Source organism: Streptomyces sp. TAA204 (assembly GCF_000424965.1).
This window is the reverse complement of sequence record NZ_AUKW01000001.1, coordinates 221,438-240,474: the sequence shown is the minus strand read 5'-3', so window position 1 is coordinate 240,474 and position 19,037 is coordinate 221,438. Positions and strand designations below refer to the sequence as shown.

The following is a 19,037-nucleotide window of genomic DNA, read 5'->3' as shown; positions in this document are numbered from 1 at the left end:
CTTACCGTGACTGACCGGCCGCCGGAACCCCCGTGCGAGGCGCGGCGCTCAGGTACGCGCCGACCTGCTGGACGATCCTGGTCATCTCGTACGCGGCCATCCCCGCGTCGACGTCGGAGGAGGCGAGCATGGCTAGCTTCGCGCCCTGGCCGGCGTTGGTGACGAAGAGGAACGCGTTCTCCATCTCGATGACTGTCTGCCGCACCTGGCCTCCCTCGAAACGGTGTGCGGCACCCCGGGAGAGGCTCTGCAGTCCGGAGGCCACCGCTGACAGGTGCTCGGCGTCGTCTCTGCTGAGATCCTTCGAACGCGCGAGCAGCAGCCCGTCCTGCGACAGCACGATCGCGTGGTGGGTCTCGGGCACCCCGGTCACCAGCTTGTCGAGCAGCCAGTTCAGGCGGCTGTCGGTTTGGATCCGGTCAGTCATTACTGGTCCTTCCGCACAGAATTATCGGTACCGGCTCCGTAACCGGGGGTCTCCGCCTGCGAATCACCGGCGGCTTCGCCGGACTTCGTGGCGCGGGCACGCTTGCTTCCCGACTGGATGGCGGCCATGGTCGATCCCGCCTTGTCGGGGGAGGCCTCCCACGGGTCGCTCGTCTCGGAGGGCGTCCGGGACGAGTGGCGAAGCTGCTCCGCGAGGTTCTCTCCCCGCACTCGGATGGGCAGCCGGCCCGCGGTCGTCCGCTGCTGGGCGGGCTGGTCCTGCGGGGCTTCGGGTTCGGCCGGCGGGGAGTGCCGCTCGTCGCCGAATCCGCCGTCGCCGTAGCCGCTGTCGCCGTAGCTCCTGTCGCGGAGGCCGTTGTCGCCGTAGCCGTTGTCGCGGAACCCGTCGGATCCCTGGCCGGCGCCGCCGTACTGGGTGCCGCCGAAGCTGTCCCGGGAGAAGCTGTCCCGGGAGGAGCGGTCATGGGGAGAGTGTGGCCGCGACGCTGACATGGGGGCGTCCTCCACGAGATGGTCGGTCTCCGGTGTGCTCGGCAGCAGTCCGGCACCCTGCGGGCCCGCGTCCGAACCGACCGTGCCGAGGCCCATCGAGCCGAGGGTCAGCGTCAGGTCCGGAGTGTCCAGCATCCCCGGGCCCGGCACGCTCAGAGTGCCGGGGACCAGGGTGGCCGTGCCCAGGGTCTCGAAGGAGTCGCCGCCCGGTGCGGTGGGCAGCAGGCCGGCACCCGCGTACGCGGGGTAGCCGCCGAGGTCGTCGAGGTGCGGCTGCGGCAGGCCGCTGCCCACACTGACGGCCCTGGCGCCGACGGGGCGCTCCGCGGGGGCTTCCATGCCGCTTCCGGCACCGTTCTCGGCACTGATGAGGCCGCTTCCGATTCCGGCACCCACGGCAGCACCGACGGTCTCCGGCGGCGGGGGCAGCTCTGCCGCGACGTTCGCGGCCGGGAGTTCGTCCTGCCGGTCCTCGGCCTGCTCCTGCTGGCCTTCCGGTATGAGGCCGGACAGCAGGGACTGCGTCTCCTCCAGCAGGCCGCTGGGCAGGAGCACGACGGCGAGCGTGCCGCCGTAGGCCGACTTGCGCAGCGACACCTCCAGGCCGTGCCGGTTCGCGAGCCTGGCCACCACGAAGAGTCCGAGGCGGGGCGCCTCGCCCAGCGCCATCATGTCGGGCTTCGGCGGGTCCGCCAGCATCCTGTTGTGTTCGTCGTACTGCTCCGCCGGCATACCCAGACCGCGGTCGTCCACCTCGATCGCCAGGCCCCTGGCGACCTTCTCCGCGCTGACGGTCACCCTGGTCTCGGGAGGGGAGAAGGAGGTGCCGTTCTCGATGAGTTCGGCGAGGAGGTGACCGACGTCGGCGACGGCCTGGCCGACCAGGGAGACCGGGGGAGCGGGCAGCGCCTCGACGCGGCTGTACTCCTCGGTCTCGGAGATGGCGCTGCGCAGCACCTCGTAGATGGGGACGGCCTTGCTCCAGCGGCGTCCCGGCAGCGCCCCGCCGAGGATCAGAAGGTTCTCGGTGTGCCGCCGTACACGGGTGGCCAGGTGGTCGACCGCGAAGATGTCCTTCAGCAGCCTGGAGTCCTCGTGCTCCCGCTCCAGCTTGTCCAGCTTGGGGATCATGCGGTTGATCAGCACCTGGGTGCGGCGGGCCAGGCCGAGGAAGACCGTCTCGGCTCCCTCGCGTCCGCGGGCCTGCTGCAGCGTGGTCTCCACGACCGTCTGCCACTGCCGGTGGATGGCCGCGGCGAGTCCGCCGACCTCGTCGGTGCCGTAGTCGTGGTCCCCGTCGGGCTTCTGAACGGCCGCTGTCCCGGGCTTCTCGTCCCGGCCGAGTTCCTCGACGAAGCGGGGGAAGGCGGTGTCGGCCCACTCGCCGGTGGCCAGGTGCAGCCGGGAGAGACGTCCTGTCAGCGAGCGTGAGAGCCGCAGGGTCATCACGGAACTGGCCACGAGCACCGCCAGGGCCAGAACAGTGCCGAGAGCGGCGGCCAGCAGAAGGCCGTTGGCACGGTCCGTGCCGCCCTCGACGACGCCGTCGAGGGAGTCCGAGCTGATCTGCCGCAGCTCCTTGCCGACTGTGCCGGCCGAGTCCTGCCAGGTGTCGACCTCCCGGGGCAGCGCGGTGGTGCGCGCTGCCGCGGTGTCCTCGGCCTGTACCAGCGCGTCCCACTGCGGGGTGCCGGTGAGGCGCTCGTAGGCGGCGGGGCCGTCGCCGGGCAGGTCGTCCGCCTCGAACGCGGAGCGGCTCTGCCGCTGGACGGCGAGGTACTGGGAGAACTCGCCGCGGGTGGAGGCGCTTTCACTGCCCTCGGGGACGCCGTCGGGGTCCTGCTGGGCGTTGGAGAGCAGCGCCTCCTCACGCGAGATGATCTCGGAGAAGTTCACCAGGGACGACGTGGCGGCAGCGGCGCGTGCCAGGCCGCCGTCGTCCATGCGGGTCGCGGTGGCGAGCAGTTCCGTGGCCTCGGCGGTGGTGTCCGTGTAGTAGCGGAACGTCCGGGTCGCGTCGAGTTTGCGCGCGTTGATGGTGCTGCGCTGGTCGGAGAGCTGGCCGAGTGCCTTGTTGAGGCTGTCGGCCTTGCTCCGTACCCCCGCACCCGAGGACTCCAGGTCCGTCTCCGCCTCGCGGAAGTCGGTGACGGCGTTGTCGGTTCCGGCGCGCGCGGTCTGCAGGGCGGCGCGGGTGGAGCGAGTCGAGGACTCCTGCCAGGCGGCGGTCGCGCGGCGTTCGTCCTGCAGCCGGGCGACGAGTGTGTGGGCGGGCTTTCCGGCAGTTGAGGCCGTGCCCGCCTCGGCACGTATCCGCATCCCGTCCCCGACAAGGCCGTTCGCGGCATAACCCCACAATCCAGCGAGGGCGACTGTGGGAATGAGGATCGGCAGGGCCAGTGCGAATCGCAGAGATCTGCGATGAGGGGCCCTTGGCACTGAGTGCCGGTCACGTATGCCTGGCATCTGATTCCTCGTGCGGCAGCGGAACGATGGTGGCGATGGGAGAGGTGCAGCGGCGGTGCGAAGAAGGTGCGCGCAATGCCCGAAAGGCTCTGCGCGAACGTCGTGCGACGCGCTGACGGAGCGTCATCAACGGCCGACCGACCCGGTGCACCGTACCAGGGCCGGAGCGTACCTTCGACGCGACGGGGCGCTGTGAGCAGCGGAGTTGCTCCGCCGCCGCAGGTGAAACGGAGCGCCGACCGTGCCCGACCGGGCATTCTCCTGCTGTTTCGCCCACCGCCCTGCCCAGGAGGACTCCCGTGTCATGGGCTATGTTCTATCAGTTTCCTGCGAAAGGCGGGAGGGGCCCCATTTTTCGTCTCCCGGAATCCTGGAGAGACGGTGCCGGGATCGCGCCGACCCGGTGGGGAAGATGTGGGAACTGTGGGGAATTCTGGCGCAGTTGTCCATTACCGGCCCAATCTTCCCACCGGGTTTCCGTGCTGCGGAACTCGGCCCCGATGCGGCACCCCGGCCGTGGTCCGGCACCCCGGTCCTCCCCGGCCGGTCACATCAGTGCCACCAGCCGGGGGGTGTAGAGCGCCGTGACGGACCTGATTCCGGCGACGATGTCGAAGTACGTCGAGATGAGCTCGGGATCTCTGCGCACCGCGCGCAGCAGCGAGAGGCGCTGCTCGTGCACCTCCAACTGCGCCACGGACAGCGTTGCTTCGTAACCCTCCGTCAGCAGGTCGTCGCGCTCCTTCGCGTACGAGTCCAGGGCGGCGTCGAGTTGCCCCGGGTCCCCGAGCCGGTCACCGATGTTGTGCACCAGGCTCTCCGCCTGCAGGAAGGCGTCACTGATTCCGCGCGCGGTGATGGAGTCCTTGTGGTGCCCCGCGTCGCCGACGAGCGCCCACCCGGGCCCCGCCGCCTGCCGGAAGAAGTTCTGCTGGTCGCCGGTGCCGCGCAGGCGCTCCACGCGGCGCTTGCCCTGAAGCCGCTCGAAGAGTGCGGGCGCCGTGGTGCGGACCTGTTCCGTGTGGGCGGCCTCGGCGTCCTTGCGGACCTCGTCGAAGCGGGACTGAGGGAAGTAGGCGAGAACGAGTGTCGCACCGTCGTTGGTCGGCACGGCCGCCACCCACTTACCGGGCCGCTCGTAGAGCTCCAGCGTCGCCGGCACGTCCTCCCAGTACGAGTAGTAGGCGCACGTCAGCCGCGGCTTGTGCGAGGTGTACGGCGCGTCGCACAGCTTGGCGACGCTGGAGCGCATGCCGTCGGCGCCGATCACGAGGTGGGCGCGTTCGGTGAACCGGCTTCCGCGGTGCGTCCCTTCCACACCGACGACCCGCCCGGTCTCGTCGCGGAGCAGGCCGCTGACCGAGCAGTGCTCGCGGAGTTCGACGCCGGAGGCGACGGCGCCGTCCACGAGGACGGCGTCCAGGACGTGGCGGCGCGGCGCGTATCCGGCGCGCTGCCCTTCCACGCCGTCGCTGCAGCCTTCCAGGCGGACGTCCGCCACTTCGTAGACCGCGCGGTCGAGAGGTGGGCAGCCCGTCGCGCGTATGCGGTCGAGCAGTCCCCAGCGTGCGAGCGCGGCGACGCCGGGCTGGTGGATGAGGTGGGTGGAGAGGGTGTCGGAGGGGAACTCCGCCCGGTCCAGCATGAGTACCCGGTATCCCGCTCGGGCGAGCAGCATGGCCGTGGGGGAGCCGGCGCACCGCGCCCCCACGACGATGGCGTCGAACATGGTTTCCTCACAGGGTCGGCGAGGTGCAGGAAGGTACGTACGGGGAGGACGGGCAGCGGGCCGGAACACACGCGCGGTGGCACGCGGCCGGACCCACCTGAGGGCCGCGTCCTGGTCGGATCGCGGCACCGGTGGCCCTCCCGGAAGGGTCAGTCGTGCGAGTCGCTGAGCGCCGCGGCCAGCGCGCGCCGGTCGGTCTTTCCGTGCGCGTTGAGCGGGAGTTCGTCGACGACCGTGATCCTCCGCGGAATCATGTACGTCGGCAAGCGTGCGCTCAGCGCCGAGTACATCGCGTCCGTGTCGCAGGCGGGTCCGCTGACCGCCGCCTCCAGGTCGTTCTGCCCGTCGCGGCCCTCGACGGCGAGGACGATCGCGTCCCGCACACCGGGCTCCGCCCTGAGCATGGCCTCGATCTCTCCGAGCTCGATCCGGTAGCCGCGGATCTTGACCTGGTGGTCGACGCGTCCCAGGTGCACCAACTGGCCGTCCTGCAGGCCCACTCGGTCGCCCGTGCGGTACCAGTGCCCTTCGGTCAGCGGGGAGTCGCCGTCGTACACGTGGACCGTGCCGTCGGCGTCGATCGACAGGAAGCGTCCGGCGTTGTTCGCCGGGTCCAGGTAGCCGGGGAAGCGCTGCGGGCCGCGTACGCACAACTCGCCCTCGTCGCCCTGCTTTCCGTCCTCGCCCAGCAGGACGTGCTCCAGCGACGGGTAGCACGTACCGATCGGCACCGTCCCGTTGGCGGGAGCGGGCCGCAGCGCCGGGTCGCGGGGCAGCAGGTACTCGGTGCACGAGACGGTGACCTCTGTCGGCCCGTAGAGGATCTCCAGTTCGCTGTTCGGGGCGGCCGCCTGCCACTCCGTCGCCCGTGCCAGCGGGAGGGGTTCGCCGCCGAAGACGCTCCAGCGCAGCGTCGGCATGCTCTGCGGCACCAGTGTGCCCAGGCGGGAGGCGAAGGAGACGAGCGAGGGCACCGAGAACCAGTGCGTGAGCCGCTGGTTGTTGACGAACTTCACCGGCGACATCAACTGGCTGCGCTTGGGCACGACGAGCGTGCCGCCGGAACCCCAGGCGAGGAACAGGTCGTAGAGCGAGCCGTCGAAGGTGAGGTCGAAGGTCTGCGACAGTCTGCTGCCCGGGCCCGCCTCGTACCGGGGCACGATGTGGGAGAGGTAGGCGGCGGCGTTGCGGTGCAGCACCGGAACTCCCTTGGGAGTGCCGGTCGATCCCGAGGTGAAGATGATGTAGGCGACGTCGTCGGGTGTGGCGGGACAGGGCGGCAGCGCGCCGGACGTCCCGTCCGCGACGTCGGACTCCCCGCCGGACCCGGCCGGTTCGTCCGGGTCGGCGTAGAGGACCGGCAGCTGCGATCCGGCCTCCTCGGGCTGCGGGGTGTCGGTGACGATCAGGTCGGCTCCCGCCGCCGCGGCCATGGCCGCGTTGCGCGTGGCGGGGAACTCGGGGTTGAGCGGCACGACGGCCGCGCCGGTGCGCAGCACGGCGAGATAGCCGGCGTAGGCCGTCACGGAACGGCTCGCCAGCAGCCCGACGCGCTTGGGCAGGACGCCGCCGTTGGCGGTGACCAGCCGCACCGCGAACGCCTCGGCCGCGTCCAGCAGTTCGCGGTAGGTCAGCTTCCGGCCGCCCACCTCCAGGGCGGTGTGCCCGCCGAAGGCCTCGGCGGAGGCGGTGAACCACGGGTAGAGGGTCTGCGGACCGGTGCTCGTACGGTTGCTCGTACGACTGCTCATACGGTCTGCGCCTCCAGCGTATGGAGCCAACTGCGCAGTTCGCCCACGGTGCGCAGCTCGGCCAGTTCCTCGGCCTCGACGTCGTAGTTGTGTTCGCCGGCCAGCTTCACGGTGATCTGCAGCCGCGCCAGCGAGTCGATTCCGATGTCGGAGAGCAGGGAGGTGTCGGGGAACTCCGTGTGGGAGGTGCGCGCGTGCTCGCGCAGTACCGAGGTGGCCAGGTCTCCGGAGTCGTCCCCGCCGGTCTGCTCGCCGGGCCAGTAGCGCTGCGTCTGCCACTGGTAGGTCGGCAACGGCACGAACCGGCAGCGCGACCCGAAGAGTTGGTCCCAGTACACGGGCTGGCCGCTGCGGAACCTCTCCACGACGTCGGCCAGCGCCCGCGACTGCTTGCCCTGGTCCGGCTCCGCACCGCTCAGCCAGCCGCCCAGTGCGGAGACCATCGCTTCGTGGGAGGCGCCCGTGACGGCCAGCCGGTGCTCGTGGTGCTGCCGGCGCGTCGCGGCGCTGAAGCAGATGTCGCGGAGGGCGAAGTCCGAGCCCTGGCCGCCGGGGCCGAGATAGTCGCTGTAGGCGCGGGCGAGTGCCTGGAGGGCCTCGGGTGTACGGGCGGAGAGAGTCAGCACGTACGGCTTGCTGCTGCGCAGGGGGCGGCGCAGCAGCGGTGCGTGCGCCCCGGCGGCGCGGGTCTCGCCCTGGGCGACCACCAGATGGGCGTTCAGGCACGAGGCGCCCTGGCCGGTGATCCCCGCGTAGGCGGGCCGTCCGCGGTCGGGAAGGTCACGCAGCTTGTCGGGGACCTCCAGCGGCAACTCGTCCCAGGCGACGAGCGGGTTGGGGGTCTCCATGTGGAGACTGGGCGGTATCTGGCCGTGCTCCAGGCACAGTACGGTCTTGATCAGCCCCGCCATGCTGCTCGCGGCCTCGGCGTGACCGATGTTGGTCTTCACCGACCCCACGTAGCACGGCCGGTCCGAGGGCCTTCCCTCGCCGAGGACTTCGCCGAGGGCGTTGAACTCGACCGGGTCGAGCGACGGCGAGCCCGTCCCGTGGGCCTCGACGAAGTCGACGTCGGCCGGGGTGACCGCGGCGTCCTCGTAGGCCCACCTGAGCACCTGCGACTGGCCGGTCGCGGAGGGCGTCAGCAGTGAGCCGCTGGTGCGGCCGTCGTTGCTGATCGCGCTGCCGCGGATGACCGCGCGTATGCGGTCGCCGTCCGCCTGCGCGTCGGCGAGCGGCTTGAGGATGACGACGCCGACGCCGTCGCTCGGTGCGAAGCCGTCGGCGCTCGCGTCGCCGAACTTGCTCCGGCCGTCGCTCGCCAGCGTCCCGGCCTGCGTCATCATCACGCCCTCGTCGGGGCGGAGTGCGAGGTTGACCCCCGCGACGACGGCGAGAGGGCTCTCCTTGGCGCGCAGGCTCTGGACGGCCGAGTGGATGGCGGCCAGCGACGAGGAGCAGGCGGTGTCGACCGTGACGCTGGGGCCCCGGAAGTCGAAGGTGTAGGAGAGCCTGGCAGGCAGCAGCGAGCGGTAGTTGTGGAACGCGGAGGGGGTTACCGCCTCCAGCCCCTGCCGGAACTGCCGCTCCAGGAAGTCGGCACGTGCGTTGCCGACGAAGACGCCCGTCCTGCTTCCGGCGAGGGTCTGGGGCACCTGGCCCGCGTCCTCCAGCGCCTCCCAGGTCGCCATCATCAACAGACGGTGCTGCGGGTCGAGTTCGACGGCCTCGGTGTGCGACATCTCGAAGAACCCGGCGTCGAAGTCCGCCATGCCCTCCACGTAGCCCGCGCGGCGGCTTCCGATGGTTCCGGCGTCACCCGAGGTGGAGTAGATGGCCTCCACGTCGTAGCGGTCGGGCGGCGTCTCACTGGTGACGTCCGCCCCTTCGCGCAGTAGTTCCCACAGTTGATCCGCTCCCGACGCGCCGGGGAACCGGCACGCCATGCCGATCACAGCCACCGACCGTGCTTCGATGTCCGCCTTCGACCTCTTCACCCGTACACCCCTCCGATGCTTCCCTGACGTCCCCTGTGATGTGCGTTCACCTGCGCCGCTGACTCCCCGGCGGAGGGGCGGTCCCGAAGAGGTCTCGTGCCGTCCTCGGGGCCGCCGTACCGAGGGGAGGGCACCCCAGGAACGGGCAGGCGGGAACACGCAATTCGATGAATGAGCTCTGACTCGGTGGTTCTCAGCGACACCCGTGCGGGTGTCTTACCGGGTTCTGTGCCGTATGGGCTCTGTGCTGCGGCGCCCTCGCGTGGCGGGGTCGTGCACGGCACGGCCGTGGGGGGACCGCCCTCCCGGCGCCGTGGCCTGCCGATGTCTTCGTCGGCCGGCCCGACTGCGCCGGTGGTGCCGGTGCGGCGGGTCGTTCGTGGGGGTGGGCCGATCCGGCCGATGCGAGGTGGACGCACCGTCGCCGCAAGGCTCTCGGGGATTCTTGGAGTTCGTAGGAGACAGCTCATAACCGCTTCACTGACAGGGCCCTGCTGCGGAAGCCTGCGCCACGATGCTCCCCGTGGAGCGGCGTACGCGGCTCGCCTCGCTGCGTTTCCTCCTCACACCTCGACTCCGTCCCGTCCCTCCGCACCCGTCGCGGTGGGAGAGTGTCACACCCTGCCCCATGCGCGGCAGGCCCGCACACCCGGCCTACGTCCACCGCCGGGGCAGTGACGTGCCCGCCGCCGCACGGCAAACACGCGGCCCCATTGTCATATGCGAAACCGGTCAGGCTCGATAGCGCTACGTGGATTGGCGGGAAGTGATCGTCGGGCGGTTGAGAAGAAGGAATCTGGACAGAATGCAAGACTGATCCCTCGCAGACGGGTGCAGACCGGTCGGTACGCATGATGGCGCGAGATCGGCGCCAATGCGACCGGTTGCGGCGAGAGTTGCCTCTGGGGGCGGTACGTACGGTCCCGGGTCTGGTTTCATGTGCAGTCATGGATCCCCTGACACCCAATCAAGCCCCTCAAGAGGGCGAGCAGCGCAGGCGCCGGCTGCAGATACTCGGTCTCAACACATCCGACCCCGAGGCGAAGTTCGACCGCGTCGCGCGGCTCGCCGGGCGTTTCGCCCAGGCGCCGCTGGCGATGGTCAACTTCATCAATGAGGATCGTCAGATGTTCCGCGGGATGTACGTCCCGCCCTCGAACCCCGACGACAACAGTACAGGGGAGGACCGCGGCATCGTCTTCGACCTCAGCAACATCCCGGAGGTCGCCCGCGAGGCTCCCATCGACTACGGCTTCTGTCCCCACGTGGTCGCCGACAAGTCGCAACTCGCACTCGACGACGTCTTCGACTACCCGCGTTTCAAGGGCAATCCGCTGGTCAACGAGATGGGCGTCCGCTCGTACCTGGGCACGCCGCTCCTGGACCACACAGGGGTCGTCCTGGGCACGGTGTGCGTCGCCGACATGCGGCCGCGCCAGTGGAACGCGGACCACATGGAGAGCATGCAGAGCCTCGCGCAGACACTCCAGTCGGAGTTCCAGCTGCGTGACAGCCTCCTGGCCCAGCAGCAGGAGATGTTCGCCATCTTCGACGGCGCGCCCTTCCCCATCATGCTCACCGAGGGGTCGGACCACGTGCTGCGATACGCCAACGCCAAGCAGGGCGCGGCCTTCGGCCGGGTGCAGCAGCTGAGCCAGGGGCGCCAGGTCCTGCCGGGCCTGGACTCCGTGGGCGTCTTCAAGACGATGGACCAGGCGCTGCGTTCGGGGAAGACCGCCACGCTGGGGGAGGCCCGTATCGCGTCCTACGACTACGAGTCCCCCCAGACCTTCACCTTCACCTGCACTCCGGTACGGCTGACACCCAGCGCGCCGGTCAGCGGGGTGCTGACGGTCGCAATGAACATCACCTCGCAGTCCCCGAGCGGCACCGAGCAGAAGCTCGCCGCCGACCTCACCTCCCAGTTCGAGCGGATCGGCTCGGGGTGGCCGACCTCGGGCCAGGGCGGCTGAGGCGGCGCGGATCTGCGTCGAGCGCCGGTTGTCGGTGTGGTTCCCGGACGCTGGGGCGGGCGGGAACCCGCAACCTGGTTCTGATCTCCTCCTCCGCGCTGCGTGAGTGCGCGCGGACCCTTCACCGTGCCTCCTGGGAGGGGCGTGCGCGTTCCGGCGGCACTGCCGGGCGCACAAGGGGGAAGGCGGGTGCTGTGCGCTGCCTTCACGCGTCCTGTGCGCGCTCGAAGTCCTCGGTGGTGGCCGAATAGCGGGGTGCCGCGGGACAGTTGTCGGCCGTTGTGGGTGAAGCGGTGTTTTTGTGCCCGCCGTGTGCATAGTCTGTGCTTGATCGTGTCCGCTTTGCCTGCTCGTGACTGTCGCTGGAGGCATGCCGTGGGGCGGATGTAAACGCGGCGCACCGCTTATTAGAATGCGTGCTCGAACACAACGAGCCATATTTCGAGCGGCTCGGCACCCCCGTATCTCCCGGTATTCCGCCGTCGGTGAGTAAGGCCCGAAGTCGGGGGTTTTCTCCCTCTGTTCCCTTTTCGGGCGGGTGGAAGCCGTCGTTCTGCGGGCCGCCCCGGGACGCGTTCAGATGCCCTTCTTCGTCCGAAAAGCATTGCCACGGCGCCGGTTTGAAGACCCCGGAACGCTCGTTCGTGTGTGCCGTGGAGAGCCGGGCGCCCGGCGCGTGGGCGGTTCGGGCCGTGCGGGCGGGGCGCGGGAGGGATGTTCCAGCGCGGGCCCTCTGTCCGGGCCTCTGTCCGGGCCTCTGTGCGGGCCCGGCCGGACTCCCGGACGGGTGCGTACGCGGACGGACGGCCGCTGTGCAGATGTGGGCCGGGGCCGTCACGTCACCGGGCCGTCCCGGTCGTCCGGGGCCCGTGGTGCGTCAGTCCTTCTTGTGGTGCGATCCTTCGCCGCCGACGTGGTGGGCGTCGCCCTCCTCGACCGTCCCGCCGTACTTCGCCTGGACGGCGCCCAGCTTCTCGGTGGAGTTCGCCACGACCGTCCACTGGGACCCGACGAGGTACTTGCCGCCGTAGGCCTTGGAGAACTCCAGCCAGCCGCGCTTGGCCTCGTTGTCCTTGAAGGTGACCAGCGTGTACTTCTGCTTCCCGATCTGGCAGACCCCCTGGCGGTAGTCCTCGACCTTCCCCCTGGTGAACTTCGCCTTGCAGCCCAGGGCGGCGGCCAGCTTCTCCACCGACGGGGGCTTGCCCGACTTCGCCACGGTCTCGGTGTCCCCCTGGCTGCAGCCGGCGAGCAGCACCGCGGCCGACGCCGCCGCGAGCGCGGGCAGCGCGAGCCCTCGGAAGGACCGCCGCGCCGGCGTTCCCTGCGACGACGACTCGCCGTACCGCTCGGTGCGGTCGGCGTGGGCCGGTGACCACTGGTCTCTCATCAGCGCTCCCTGAGAAGGAGAAGATCCCCGACTCTAGGTCGCACCCGCGTGCGAGGGCCGTCTTTGTCACCGGAGTGAGAAGTTCACCGACGGGGCGGACGTGAGAGGAACCGTCGCAGCCGCCGGCGCGGTCAGGACGGCCGGCCTCCGCCCGAGGTGAGATAGGCGATGACCATGTCGCCGAGCATCGTGCGGTAGTGCTCGCGCCGGTCGGGCGCCGTGAGGTCGCGGCCGAAGATCGTGCGGAACGTGTGCCGGTTGGCCACCCGGAAGAAGCAGAACGAGCTGATCATCGCGTGCAGGTCGAGGGCGTCGATGCCGCCGGTGAAGACGCCGTCCGCGCGGCCGGCCTCCAGGATGCGCTCGATGACCGTGATCGCGGGGGAGTTGAGGGAGCCGAGCGTGGAAGAGGCCGCGATGTGCCCGGCCTCGTGGATGTTCTCGATGCCCACGAGACGGATGAAGGCCGGGTGCGCCTCGTGGTGGTCGAAGGTGAGCTCCGCCAGCCGCCGGATCGCTGCCACGGGGTCGAGATGCCCGACGTCGAGCTCCTGTTCCTGGCGCCGGATGACCGCGTACGCCTGCTCCAGGACGGCCGTGAAGAGCTGCTCCTTGCTGCCGAAGTAGTAGTAGATCATCCGCTTGGTCGTCCGGGTGCGGGCGGCGATCTCGTCGACCCGTGCCCCCGCGTAACCGAGCCTGGCGAACTCCTCCGTCGCGACGTCGAGGATCTCCGCCTGGGTCCTGGCCGCGTCTCTCGTGCGCTTGGCGGGCTGCGACGGCGGGGGGACGGCGGCGACCATGCGGCTCCTCGTCTGGTCCGGTGCGACACCCACCAGTCTAGGAAGGCTCGGCACGGGCACCGTCCGCGCGGCACCGCCGCCGCGGCCCGCCTCTCATACGACTCATACGACCCCGTGCTGGGCCGTGTGCTGGGCGGCGAGGCGCACCGTGGCGTTCCGGGCGCCGTAGCCGCTGTATCCGCCGGTTCTCTGCACGATCTCGAAGAAGACCCGTCCGAGGGTGGCGGTGTAGAAGTGGAAGAACTCGCCGCTGTCGTCCCTGTCGTAGAGGATGTCCAGCTCGCGCAGCGTCGAGAGCGTCTCCGGCGGCAGGTCGTGGAGGGCTTCGAGATCGTCGTAGTAGTTCGCGGGGATGGGCAGCAGCGCGGTGCCGCGCCGCCGCAACTGCCGTGCGGTGGCGACGATGTCGTCGGTGGCGAGCGCGATGTGCTGGGAGCGCACGGCCGCACCGTCCGGGCTCGGGGCGACGTTCAGCGCGATCCGCAGGGTGCCGCCCGAGTTGGCGACGGCGCGGCTGCGGAAGAGGCCGTAGGGGTCGGCGAGGTCCTGGCTCTCCTCGGGCCGGAGCCCCAGGACGGTGCGGTGGAAGAGGGCGGCCTCGTCGAAGTGGTGCCAGGGCTGGGTCAGGGCCGTGTGGTCGATGGAGGTGATACCCGTGCCGGCGACCTCCTCCGCTTCCGGCTCCGCCTGCCCGCCTGCCTCGTGCGCCGTGGCCCGTGCCGGGGCTCCCGTCCCGTTCTGCACCGGTGCGAAGTCGTCCGTCCAGCTCGGATGGTCGGCGTGGCCGGTACGGCAGAAGAACAGCTCGGTGCCGTCGGGAGCGGCGACGGCGTCCAGGGGCGTCTCCCCAGGGCCGCGGCGCCGCGGCACCACGGGCGCGAGCAGCGTCTCCGCGCGCCTCACGGCGGCACCGGGGTCGGGTGACTCCAGGCCCACGGCGGCCAGGGAGGGCCCCGAGCGGCGGTCCGAACCCGAGGTGTTGAGCAGTACGCGCGCCTCGCCCTGCTCCCACAGCTCCACCGGTTTGCCGGTGTGCCGCCCCGTACGGGTGAAGCCCAGGCCGCCGAGCATGGCGCGCAACGGTTCGGTGTCCGCCGCCGTCAGCTCGGTGAAGGCGAAGCCGGACGGTACGACGGAGGCGGGGAGCGCGGTGAGCCCCGCGGACTCCTCCAGAGCGAGCAGCGAGCGCATCGCGTCGACGGCGGTACGTCCCGCGTCCGCCTGCCGGAAGACGTCGTTGAACACCTCCAGGGAGAGCGGCCCGTCGTATCCGGCGGTGACGGCGTGGGCCAGCAGTCCGGTGACGTCCAGGCCGCCCTGCCCGGGGAAGCAGCGGTAGTGGCGGCTCCACTGCAGGACGTCCATCGCCATCAGCGGTGCGTCGGCGAGCTGGAGGAAGAAGATCTTCTCGCCGGGGATGTCCTCGATACCGCGGGGGTCACAGGCCCGGGAGAGGATGTGGAAGCTGTCCAGGCAGGTGCCCAGAGCGGGGTGGTCCGCCGCCTCCACCACGCGCCAGGCGTGGTCGTATGTGCTGATGTGCCGCCCCCAGGCCAGGGCCTCGAAGGCGATGCGGATGCCGTGCGCGTGGGCGCGTTCGGCGAGGGCGTGCAGCTGCTCGGCGGCGAGAGCGTCGTCGTCGGCGGCGTGCGGCGAGACGCTGGAGCACACCAGGAGGGTGTCCGCGCCGAGGCGTTCCATCAGGGCGAACTTGTGCTCGGCGCGCGCCAGGTTCCTCTCCAGGAGGTCGGCGGGCACGGCCTCGAAGTCGCGGAACGGCTGGTAGAGGTCGATGCCCAGCCCGAGGTCCGCGGCCCGTGAACGTACCTCCTCGGGGCTGAGCGGCGAGGCGATCAGATCGTTCTCGAAGATCTCCACGCCCTCGAAGCCGGCCGCGGCGATGGCGGTGAGCTTCTCGGAGAGCGATCCGCTCAGCGAGACCGTGGCGATGGATTTGCGCATGGACTTGCTCCTCAGGGTGCCGGGGCCGCGACGAGGTCGGCGAGGTCTTCGAGCATCCGGTCGGTGTGCGGCTCCAGGCCGGTGAAGAGACGGAAGGCGTCGGCCGCCTGGAAGGCGGCCATGCCCCCGCCGTCGAGCGTGCGGCAGCCGGTACGGCGGGCCTCACGCAGCAGTTCCGTCTCCAGGGGACGGTAGACGACCTCGGCCACCCACATCCCGGCGCGCAGCAGCCCCGCCGGCAGGGGAAGCCCGGGGTGTGCGGCCATGCCGACGGGCGTGGCGTGCACGAGCCCGTCCGCGCCGGCCAGTTCACCGGCCAGCTCCTCCCGCGTCACGGCCGTGGCGCGTCCCCGGCCGTAGCGCCGGCAGAGCGCTCCGGCCAGCTCGGCGGCCCGCGCGTCCTCGGTGTCGACCAGGGCGAGCCGTGCCGCTCCCAGACCGAGCAGCGCATGGGAGACGGCGGCTCCCGCGCCGCCCGCGCCGAGCTGTACGACGTGACGCAGCGGCGCACCCGGCAGGCCGCGGGCGAAGGACTGGGCGAAGCCGGTCACGTCCGTGTTGTGTCCCACGGCCCTGCCCGCCCGGAAGACGACCGTGTTGACGGCGCCGAGCTGCGCCGCGTCCGGTGACAGTTCGTCCAGGTGGGAGATCACGGACTGCTTGCACGGGTGGGTGATGTTGAGCCCGTCGAAGCCCACCGACCGTGCGGCGCGCAGCAGTTCGGCGGCGGCTTCGCCCGCTCCCTCCGGGGTCCGGGTTCCCGGCAGGGAAGCGAGGTCGATGCTGCGGTACAGCAGGCGCAGCCCCTGCCGGTCGGCCTCCCGCTCGTGCAGGAGAGGACTCAGCGACGGACCTATGCCGGCGCCGATGAGGCCGGTGAGGTACGAGGGCGCGGCGGACGCGTTCACCGTACGGCTCCGCTCTGCCGGGCCGCGGGCACCGCTCCCGGGGGCTGAGGGGCCGTCTCGGCGGGGTTCCGCATGTGCACACTCCCGTGCTCTCGGACTGGGGTCTGGGTCTGCTGTGCCGTGGACCTCGGCGGGCTGCCGCCGCCGCTGCCGCGCCCGGGCTCAGCCGGGCAGGGCCGACTCGGGCGCGCGGGTGCGGGCGTCGGCCCCGTCCTTCTTCAGGCCGAGTTCGTGCGTCGGCACCCGGTGGGTCTCGCGTCCGGTGGCGATGGCGATCGCGCTGACGGCGCAGATGGCGGCGGTGAAGGCGGCGACGCCGATCCAGCCGTCACCGCCCGGTCCCGCGATCTGCTCGGCGAAGGTGACCGCGAACCCGGCGACGGCGAAGCCGAGCTGGGTTCCCACGGCCATGCCGGACAGCCGGACCTGCGCGGTGAACATCTCGCCGTAGAGCGAGGGCCAGATGCCGTTGGCCGCGCTGTAGATCACGCCGAAGAGGAGGATGCCGGTGACCAGTACCAGCGGGAAGCTGCCGGTGGAGATCGCCCACAGGTAGACGAAGATCATGACGCCCGAGCCGACGGCGCCGGTGAGGAAGACGGGCTTGCGTCCGATCCGGTCCGAGAGCTTCGCCCACAGCGGGATCGCGAGCAGTGCGACTGCGTTGGCGAGCACGCCGACCAGCAGCATCGAGGACTCCTCCATGCCGCCGTCGTCGCCGGTGGCGAAGGAGAGGGCCCAGACCGTGAAGATGGTGCTGACGGTGGCGATGAGCGCGGCGGCGACGACGCGCAGCACGTCCGCCCAGTGGTGTCGGACCAGTTCGACCAGTGGAAGCCTGGCCACCTCGTTGCCGGCGGAGACCTGCTTGAAGACGGGCGTCTCCTCCAGCTTCCGGCGGATGACGTAGCCGGCGACGGCGACGACCGCGCTCAGCAGGAACGGGATGCGCCAGCCCCAGGTGTAGAGCTGGTCGTCGGGGAGGGCGGCGACGGGGATGAAGACGAGCGTGGCCAGGATCTGGCCCGCCTGTGTCCCGTTGAGGGTGAAGCTCGCGTAGTAGCCGCGGCGGTGCTCGGGCGCGTGTTCCAGCGTCATGGAGTTCGCGCTGGCCTGCTCGCCGGCGGCGGAGAGGCCCTGGGCGACCCGCATCAGGACGAGCAGCACGGGGGCGGCGGTCCCTATCTGCGCGTATGTGGGCAGGCAGCCGATGAGGAAGGTGCTCACGCCCATCAGGAGCAGCGTGAGGACCATGATCTTCCGGCGGCCGAGCTTGTCGCCGAAGTGTCCGAGGAAGAGGGCGCCGACGGGGCGGGCGGCGTAGGCGACGCCGAAGGTCGCCAGTGAGATGAGCGTCGCGGTGGCGGGGTCGTCGGGGTTGAAGAAGACCTTGGGGAAGACGAGCGCCGCCGCACTGCCGTAGATGAAGAAGTCGTAGTACTCCAGTGCGCTGCCGATCCACGCGGCGAGCGCGGCCTTGCGGGGTTTGCCCGGTGGGACGTCGGGCTGGGTCGGGGCTCCAGCCGGCTGCTCGGACATGTGGCTCCTCCGGATACGGCCCGGCATTCCCGGGGGGAACGTGGGGTGAGCGGGTGCGGGTGCGGGTGCGCTCACGGGCCGTGTCGAGCGTATGCGTGCCGGGGCGGCCCCAGGCGTACGGCCCGGCTCTGTGAACGCACTAGATAGTTAATTAGACTGGGAAGGATGCTGCGCCCGGCCTTCTCCGCTGTCAATACCTCGCGCGGGATCCGGGGAGGACGGGCTGTGCGCGGGGCTCGCGCGGCCGCCGCCGGCTCCGCTTGGGCATACGGCCCGGGAGGCGCACCATGAAGACAGAGAGGCCGTGCACGGCGACGTTCGTCCGTGGACCTCACGGACGGTTTCGAAGGTGGCCCGGCGCGATCACCGGAGGTGCGAAGCGGTGACTCTGTTCATGGACGTCCACCACGGAATGCACGGCATCACTCCGGAACAGCTCCACGAGGGCCACCGGGCCGATCTCGCCATCGAGGGCGAGGAGAACGTCCACTTCCACCACGCATGGGCGGACCCGGAGTCCGGAACCGTCTTCTGCCTCTCCGAGGGCCCCTCCTCCGGCGCCGTGCGGCGCGTCCACGAGCGGGCCGGACACCCGGCCGACGAGATCCATCCCGTGACGCTCAGCGTGTGACGCCGGCGCTTTCACGGTCACCCGGGGAGCAGACAGCAAAGGAGATGGTCGCTGTGATCGAGGTCAAGAACATACGCAAGGCGGACGAGCGGCGGGACTTCTCACACGGTCACATCGAGATCCTTGACCTCGACGGACTCGCCTTCGGGGTGGCCACCCTCGAACCCGGCTGGCGCTGGTCGGAGGCCGTAGGGCCCATCGCCGGCACGGACAGCTGCCAGGTGCGTCACATGGCCTACGTCGTCAAGGGGCGCATGCACATGCGCATGGACGACGGCGAGGAGGCGGAGGTCGGGCCCGGCGACGTCTTCGTGTGCCCGCCCGGCCACGACGCCTGGGTGGTGGGGGACGAACCCTTCGTGACGCATGACTTCTCCGGCGGCGCGGCCGAGTACGCGAAAGCCGGCAACTGAAGCTGAAGCGCGCACAGCGACAGCGTCCGCGGGAAGGACGCGCACAGCCGGGAGAGAGCGGATCGACGGCACAGGGAGGTGAAGCGGAGAGTCCAGGAGCGGAAGACACCGCACGACAGGAGGTCCTGCCATGACATTCGTCCAGATCATCGAGTACGAGACCAACCACATCGACGAGTTGAACCGTGCCTTCGAGGAGTGGATGAGCGCCACGGAAGGCAAGCGGACGGTGATGCACGAGCTGCACACCCAGGACCGCGACAACCCTTCGCACTACGTGGACATCGTGGAATTCCCGTCCTACGACAAGGCGATGGAGAACAACGGTCTGCCCGAGACCGGCCGCATAGCCGACCGGATGCGTGAACTGTGCACGAGCGAGCCCCGGTTCGTGAACCTGGAGGTCGCCCGCGAGGTTCCGGCGAGGAGCTGACCCCCCGCTGCAACGGCACGGCACGGCACGGCACTGTACGGTCGGCCGGTCCGGCCCCCGGCCTGCGGGCCGGGGGCGGGGGCCGCCGGTGCGTCAGCCGCGA

General features: G+C 70.6%; 14 protein-coding genes. 4 read left to right on the top strand and 10 right to left on the bottom strand.

Annotated features, from left to right (window positions below; all coding sequences use genetic code 11):
* Position 1: 1 nt before the first annotated feature.
* From H343_RS0101025 to H343_RS28160, 5 genes are all read right to left on the bottom strand, one after another.
* Positions 2 to 427 (bottom strand): roadblock/LC7 domain-containing protein, encoded by a 426-nt coding sequence (locus H343_RS0101025; RefSeq protein WP_028429620.1) that lies wholly within the window; start codon positions 425 to 427, stop codon positions 2 to 4.
* Positions 427 to 3,258 (bottom strand): nitrate- and nitrite sensing domain-containing protein, encoded by a 2,832-nt coding sequence (locus H343_RS28165; RefSeq protein WP_037901794.1) that lies wholly within the window; start codon positions 3,256 to 3,258, stop codon positions 427 to 429. The genes H343_RS0101025 and H343_RS28165 overlap by 1 nt, the downstream gene beginning before the upstream one ends.
* A 694-nt stretch (positions 3,259 to 3,952) precedes the next feature.
* Complete coding sequence (locus H343_RS0101015; protein ID WP_028429619.1) at positions 3,953 to 5,134, bottom strand: NAD(P)/FAD-dependent oxidoreductase; 1,182 nt, start codon at positions 5,132 to 5,134, stop codon at positions 3,953 to 3,955.
* Between the two features lie 149 nt (positions 5,135 to 5,283).
* Positions 5,284 to 6,885: an amino acid adenylation domain-containing protein gene (locus H343_RS0101010; protein WP_028429618.1), complete on the bottom strand. Its 1,602-nt coding sequence runs from the start codon at positions 6,883 to 6,885 to the stop codon at positions 5,284 to 5,286.
* Entirely contained in the window at positions 6,882 to 8,882 is a 2,001-nt protein-coding gene (locus H343_RS28160) for a type I polyketide synthase (protein ID WP_486586737.1), read from the bottom strand. The genes H343_RS0101010 and H343_RS28160 overlap by 4 nt, the downstream gene beginning before the upstream one ends.
* 947 nt (positions 8,883 to 9,829) lie before the next feature.
* Here H343_RS28160 and H343_RS0101000 point away from each other — a divergent pair.
* Positions 9,830 to 10,855: a GAF domain-containing protein gene (locus H343_RS0101000; protein WP_028429617.1), complete on the top strand. Its 1,026-nt coding sequence runs from the start codon at positions 9,830 to 9,832 to the stop codon at positions 10,853 to 10,855.
* A gap of 877 nt (positions 10,856 to 11,732) precedes the next feature.
* Here the strand turns inward: H343_RS0101000 and H343_RS28155 are convergent.
* The 5 genes from H343_RS28155 to H343_RS0100975 all read right to left on the bottom strand — a co-directional run bounded on the left by H343_RS28155 (position 11,733) and on the right by H343_RS0100975 (position 17,457).
* A complete protein-coding gene (locus H343_RS28155; RefSeq protein WP_051264427.1) occupies positions 11,733 to 12,245 on the bottom strand; it encodes a hypothetical protein in 513 nt (170 codons plus the stop codon).
* 131 nt (positions 12,246 to 12,376) lie between these two features.
* Positions 12,377 to 13,048 carry a TetR family transcriptional regulator gene (locus tag H343_RS0100990; protein WP_028429616.1) on the bottom strand — a complete coding sequence of 224 codons (672 nt, stop codon included), beginning with the start codon at positions 13,046 to 13,048 and terminating at the stop codon, positions 12,377 to 12,379.
* A gap of 102 nt (positions 13,049 to 13,150) precedes the next feature.
* On the bottom strand, positions 13,151 to 15,010 hold the full coding sequence (locus H343_RS0100985; protein ID WP_028429615.1) for a sugar phosphate isomerase/epimerase and 4-hydroxyphenylpyruvate domain-containing protein: 1,860 nt from the start codon (positions 15,008 to 15,010) through the stop codon (positions 13,151 to 13,153).
* Positions 15,011 to 15,021: 11 nt separating this feature from the next.
* Complete coding sequence (locus H343_RS0100980; protein WP_028429614.1) at positions 15,022 to 15,918, bottom strand: shikimate dehydrogenase; 897 nt, start codon at positions 15,916 to 15,918, stop codon at positions 15,022 to 15,024.
* Between the two features lie 162 nt (positions 15,919 to 16,080).
* Positions 16,081 to 17,457, bottom strand: coding sequence for an MFS transporter (locus tag H343_RS0100975; RefSeq protein WP_028429613.1), 1,377 nt, complete (start codon positions 17,455 to 17,457; stop codon positions 16,081 to 16,083).
* A 382-nt stretch (positions 17,458 to 17,839) separates the two neighbouring features.
* Here H343_RS0100975 and H343_RS0100970 point away from each other — a divergent pair, with 382 nt between their 5' ends.
* The 3 genes from H343_RS0100970 (at position 17,840) to H343_RS0100960 (ending at position 18,934) form a co-directional block, all read left to right on the top strand.
* On the top strand, positions 17,840 to 18,088 hold the full coding sequence (locus H343_RS0100970; RefSeq protein ID WP_028429612.1) for an SCO4226 family nickel-binding protein: 249 nt from the start codon (positions 17,840 to 17,842) through the stop codon (positions 18,086 to 18,088).
* A gap of 53 nt (positions 18,089 to 18,141) precedes the next feature.
* Positions 18,142 to 18,501 (top strand): cupin domain-containing protein, encoded by a 360-nt coding sequence (locus tag H343_RS0100965; RefSeq protein WP_028429611.1) that lies wholly within the window; start codon positions 18,142 to 18,144, stop codon positions 18,499 to 18,501.
* Between the two features lie 130 nt (positions 18,502 to 18,631).
* Entirely contained in the window at positions 18,632 to 18,934 is a 303-nt protein-coding gene (locus tag H343_RS0100960; protein WP_028429610.1) for a hypothetical protein, read from the top strand.
* Positions 18,935 to 19,037 lie beyond the last annotated feature (103 nt).

Coding starts and splice junctions, on each gene's coding strand:
- H343_RS0101025 (WP_028429620.1), bottom strand. CDS start 427: ATGACTGACCGGATCCAAACCGACAGCCGCCTGAACTGGCTGCTCGAC.
- H343_RS28165 (WP_037901794.1), bottom strand. CDS start 3,258: ATGCGGATACGTGCCGAGGCGGGCACGGCCTCAACTGCCGGAAAGCCC.
- H343_RS0101015 (WP_028429619.1), bottom strand. CDS start 5,134: ATGTTCGACGCCATCGTCGTGGGGGCGCGGTGCGCCGGCTCCCCCACG.
- H343_RS0101010 (WP_028429618.1), bottom strand. CDS start 6,885: ATGAGCAGTCGTACGAGCAACCGTACGAGCACCGGTCCGCAGACCCTC.
- H343_RS0101000 (WP_028429617.1), top strand. CDS start 9,830: ATGGATCCCCTGACACCCAATCAAGCCCCTCAAGAGGGCGAGCAGCGC.
- H343_RS28155 (WP_051264427.1), bottom strand. CDS start 12,245: ATGAGAGACCAGTGGTCACCGGCCCACGCCGACCGCACCGAGCGGTAC.
- H343_RS0100990 (WP_028429616.1), bottom strand. CDS start 13,048: ATGGTCGCCGCCGTCCCCCCGCCGTCGCAGCCCGCCAAGCGCACGAGA.
- H343_RS0100985 (WP_028429615.1), bottom strand. CDS start 15,010: ATGCGCAAATCCATCGCCACGGTCTCGCTGAGCGGATCGCTCTCCGAG.
- H343_RS0100975 (WP_028429613.1), bottom strand. CDS start 17,457: ATGTCCGAGCAGCCGGCTGGAGCCCCGACCCAGCCCGACGTCCCACCG.
- H343_RS0100960 (WP_028429610.1), top strand. CDS start 18,632: ATGACATTCGTCCAGATCATCGAGTACGAGACCAACCACATCGACGAG.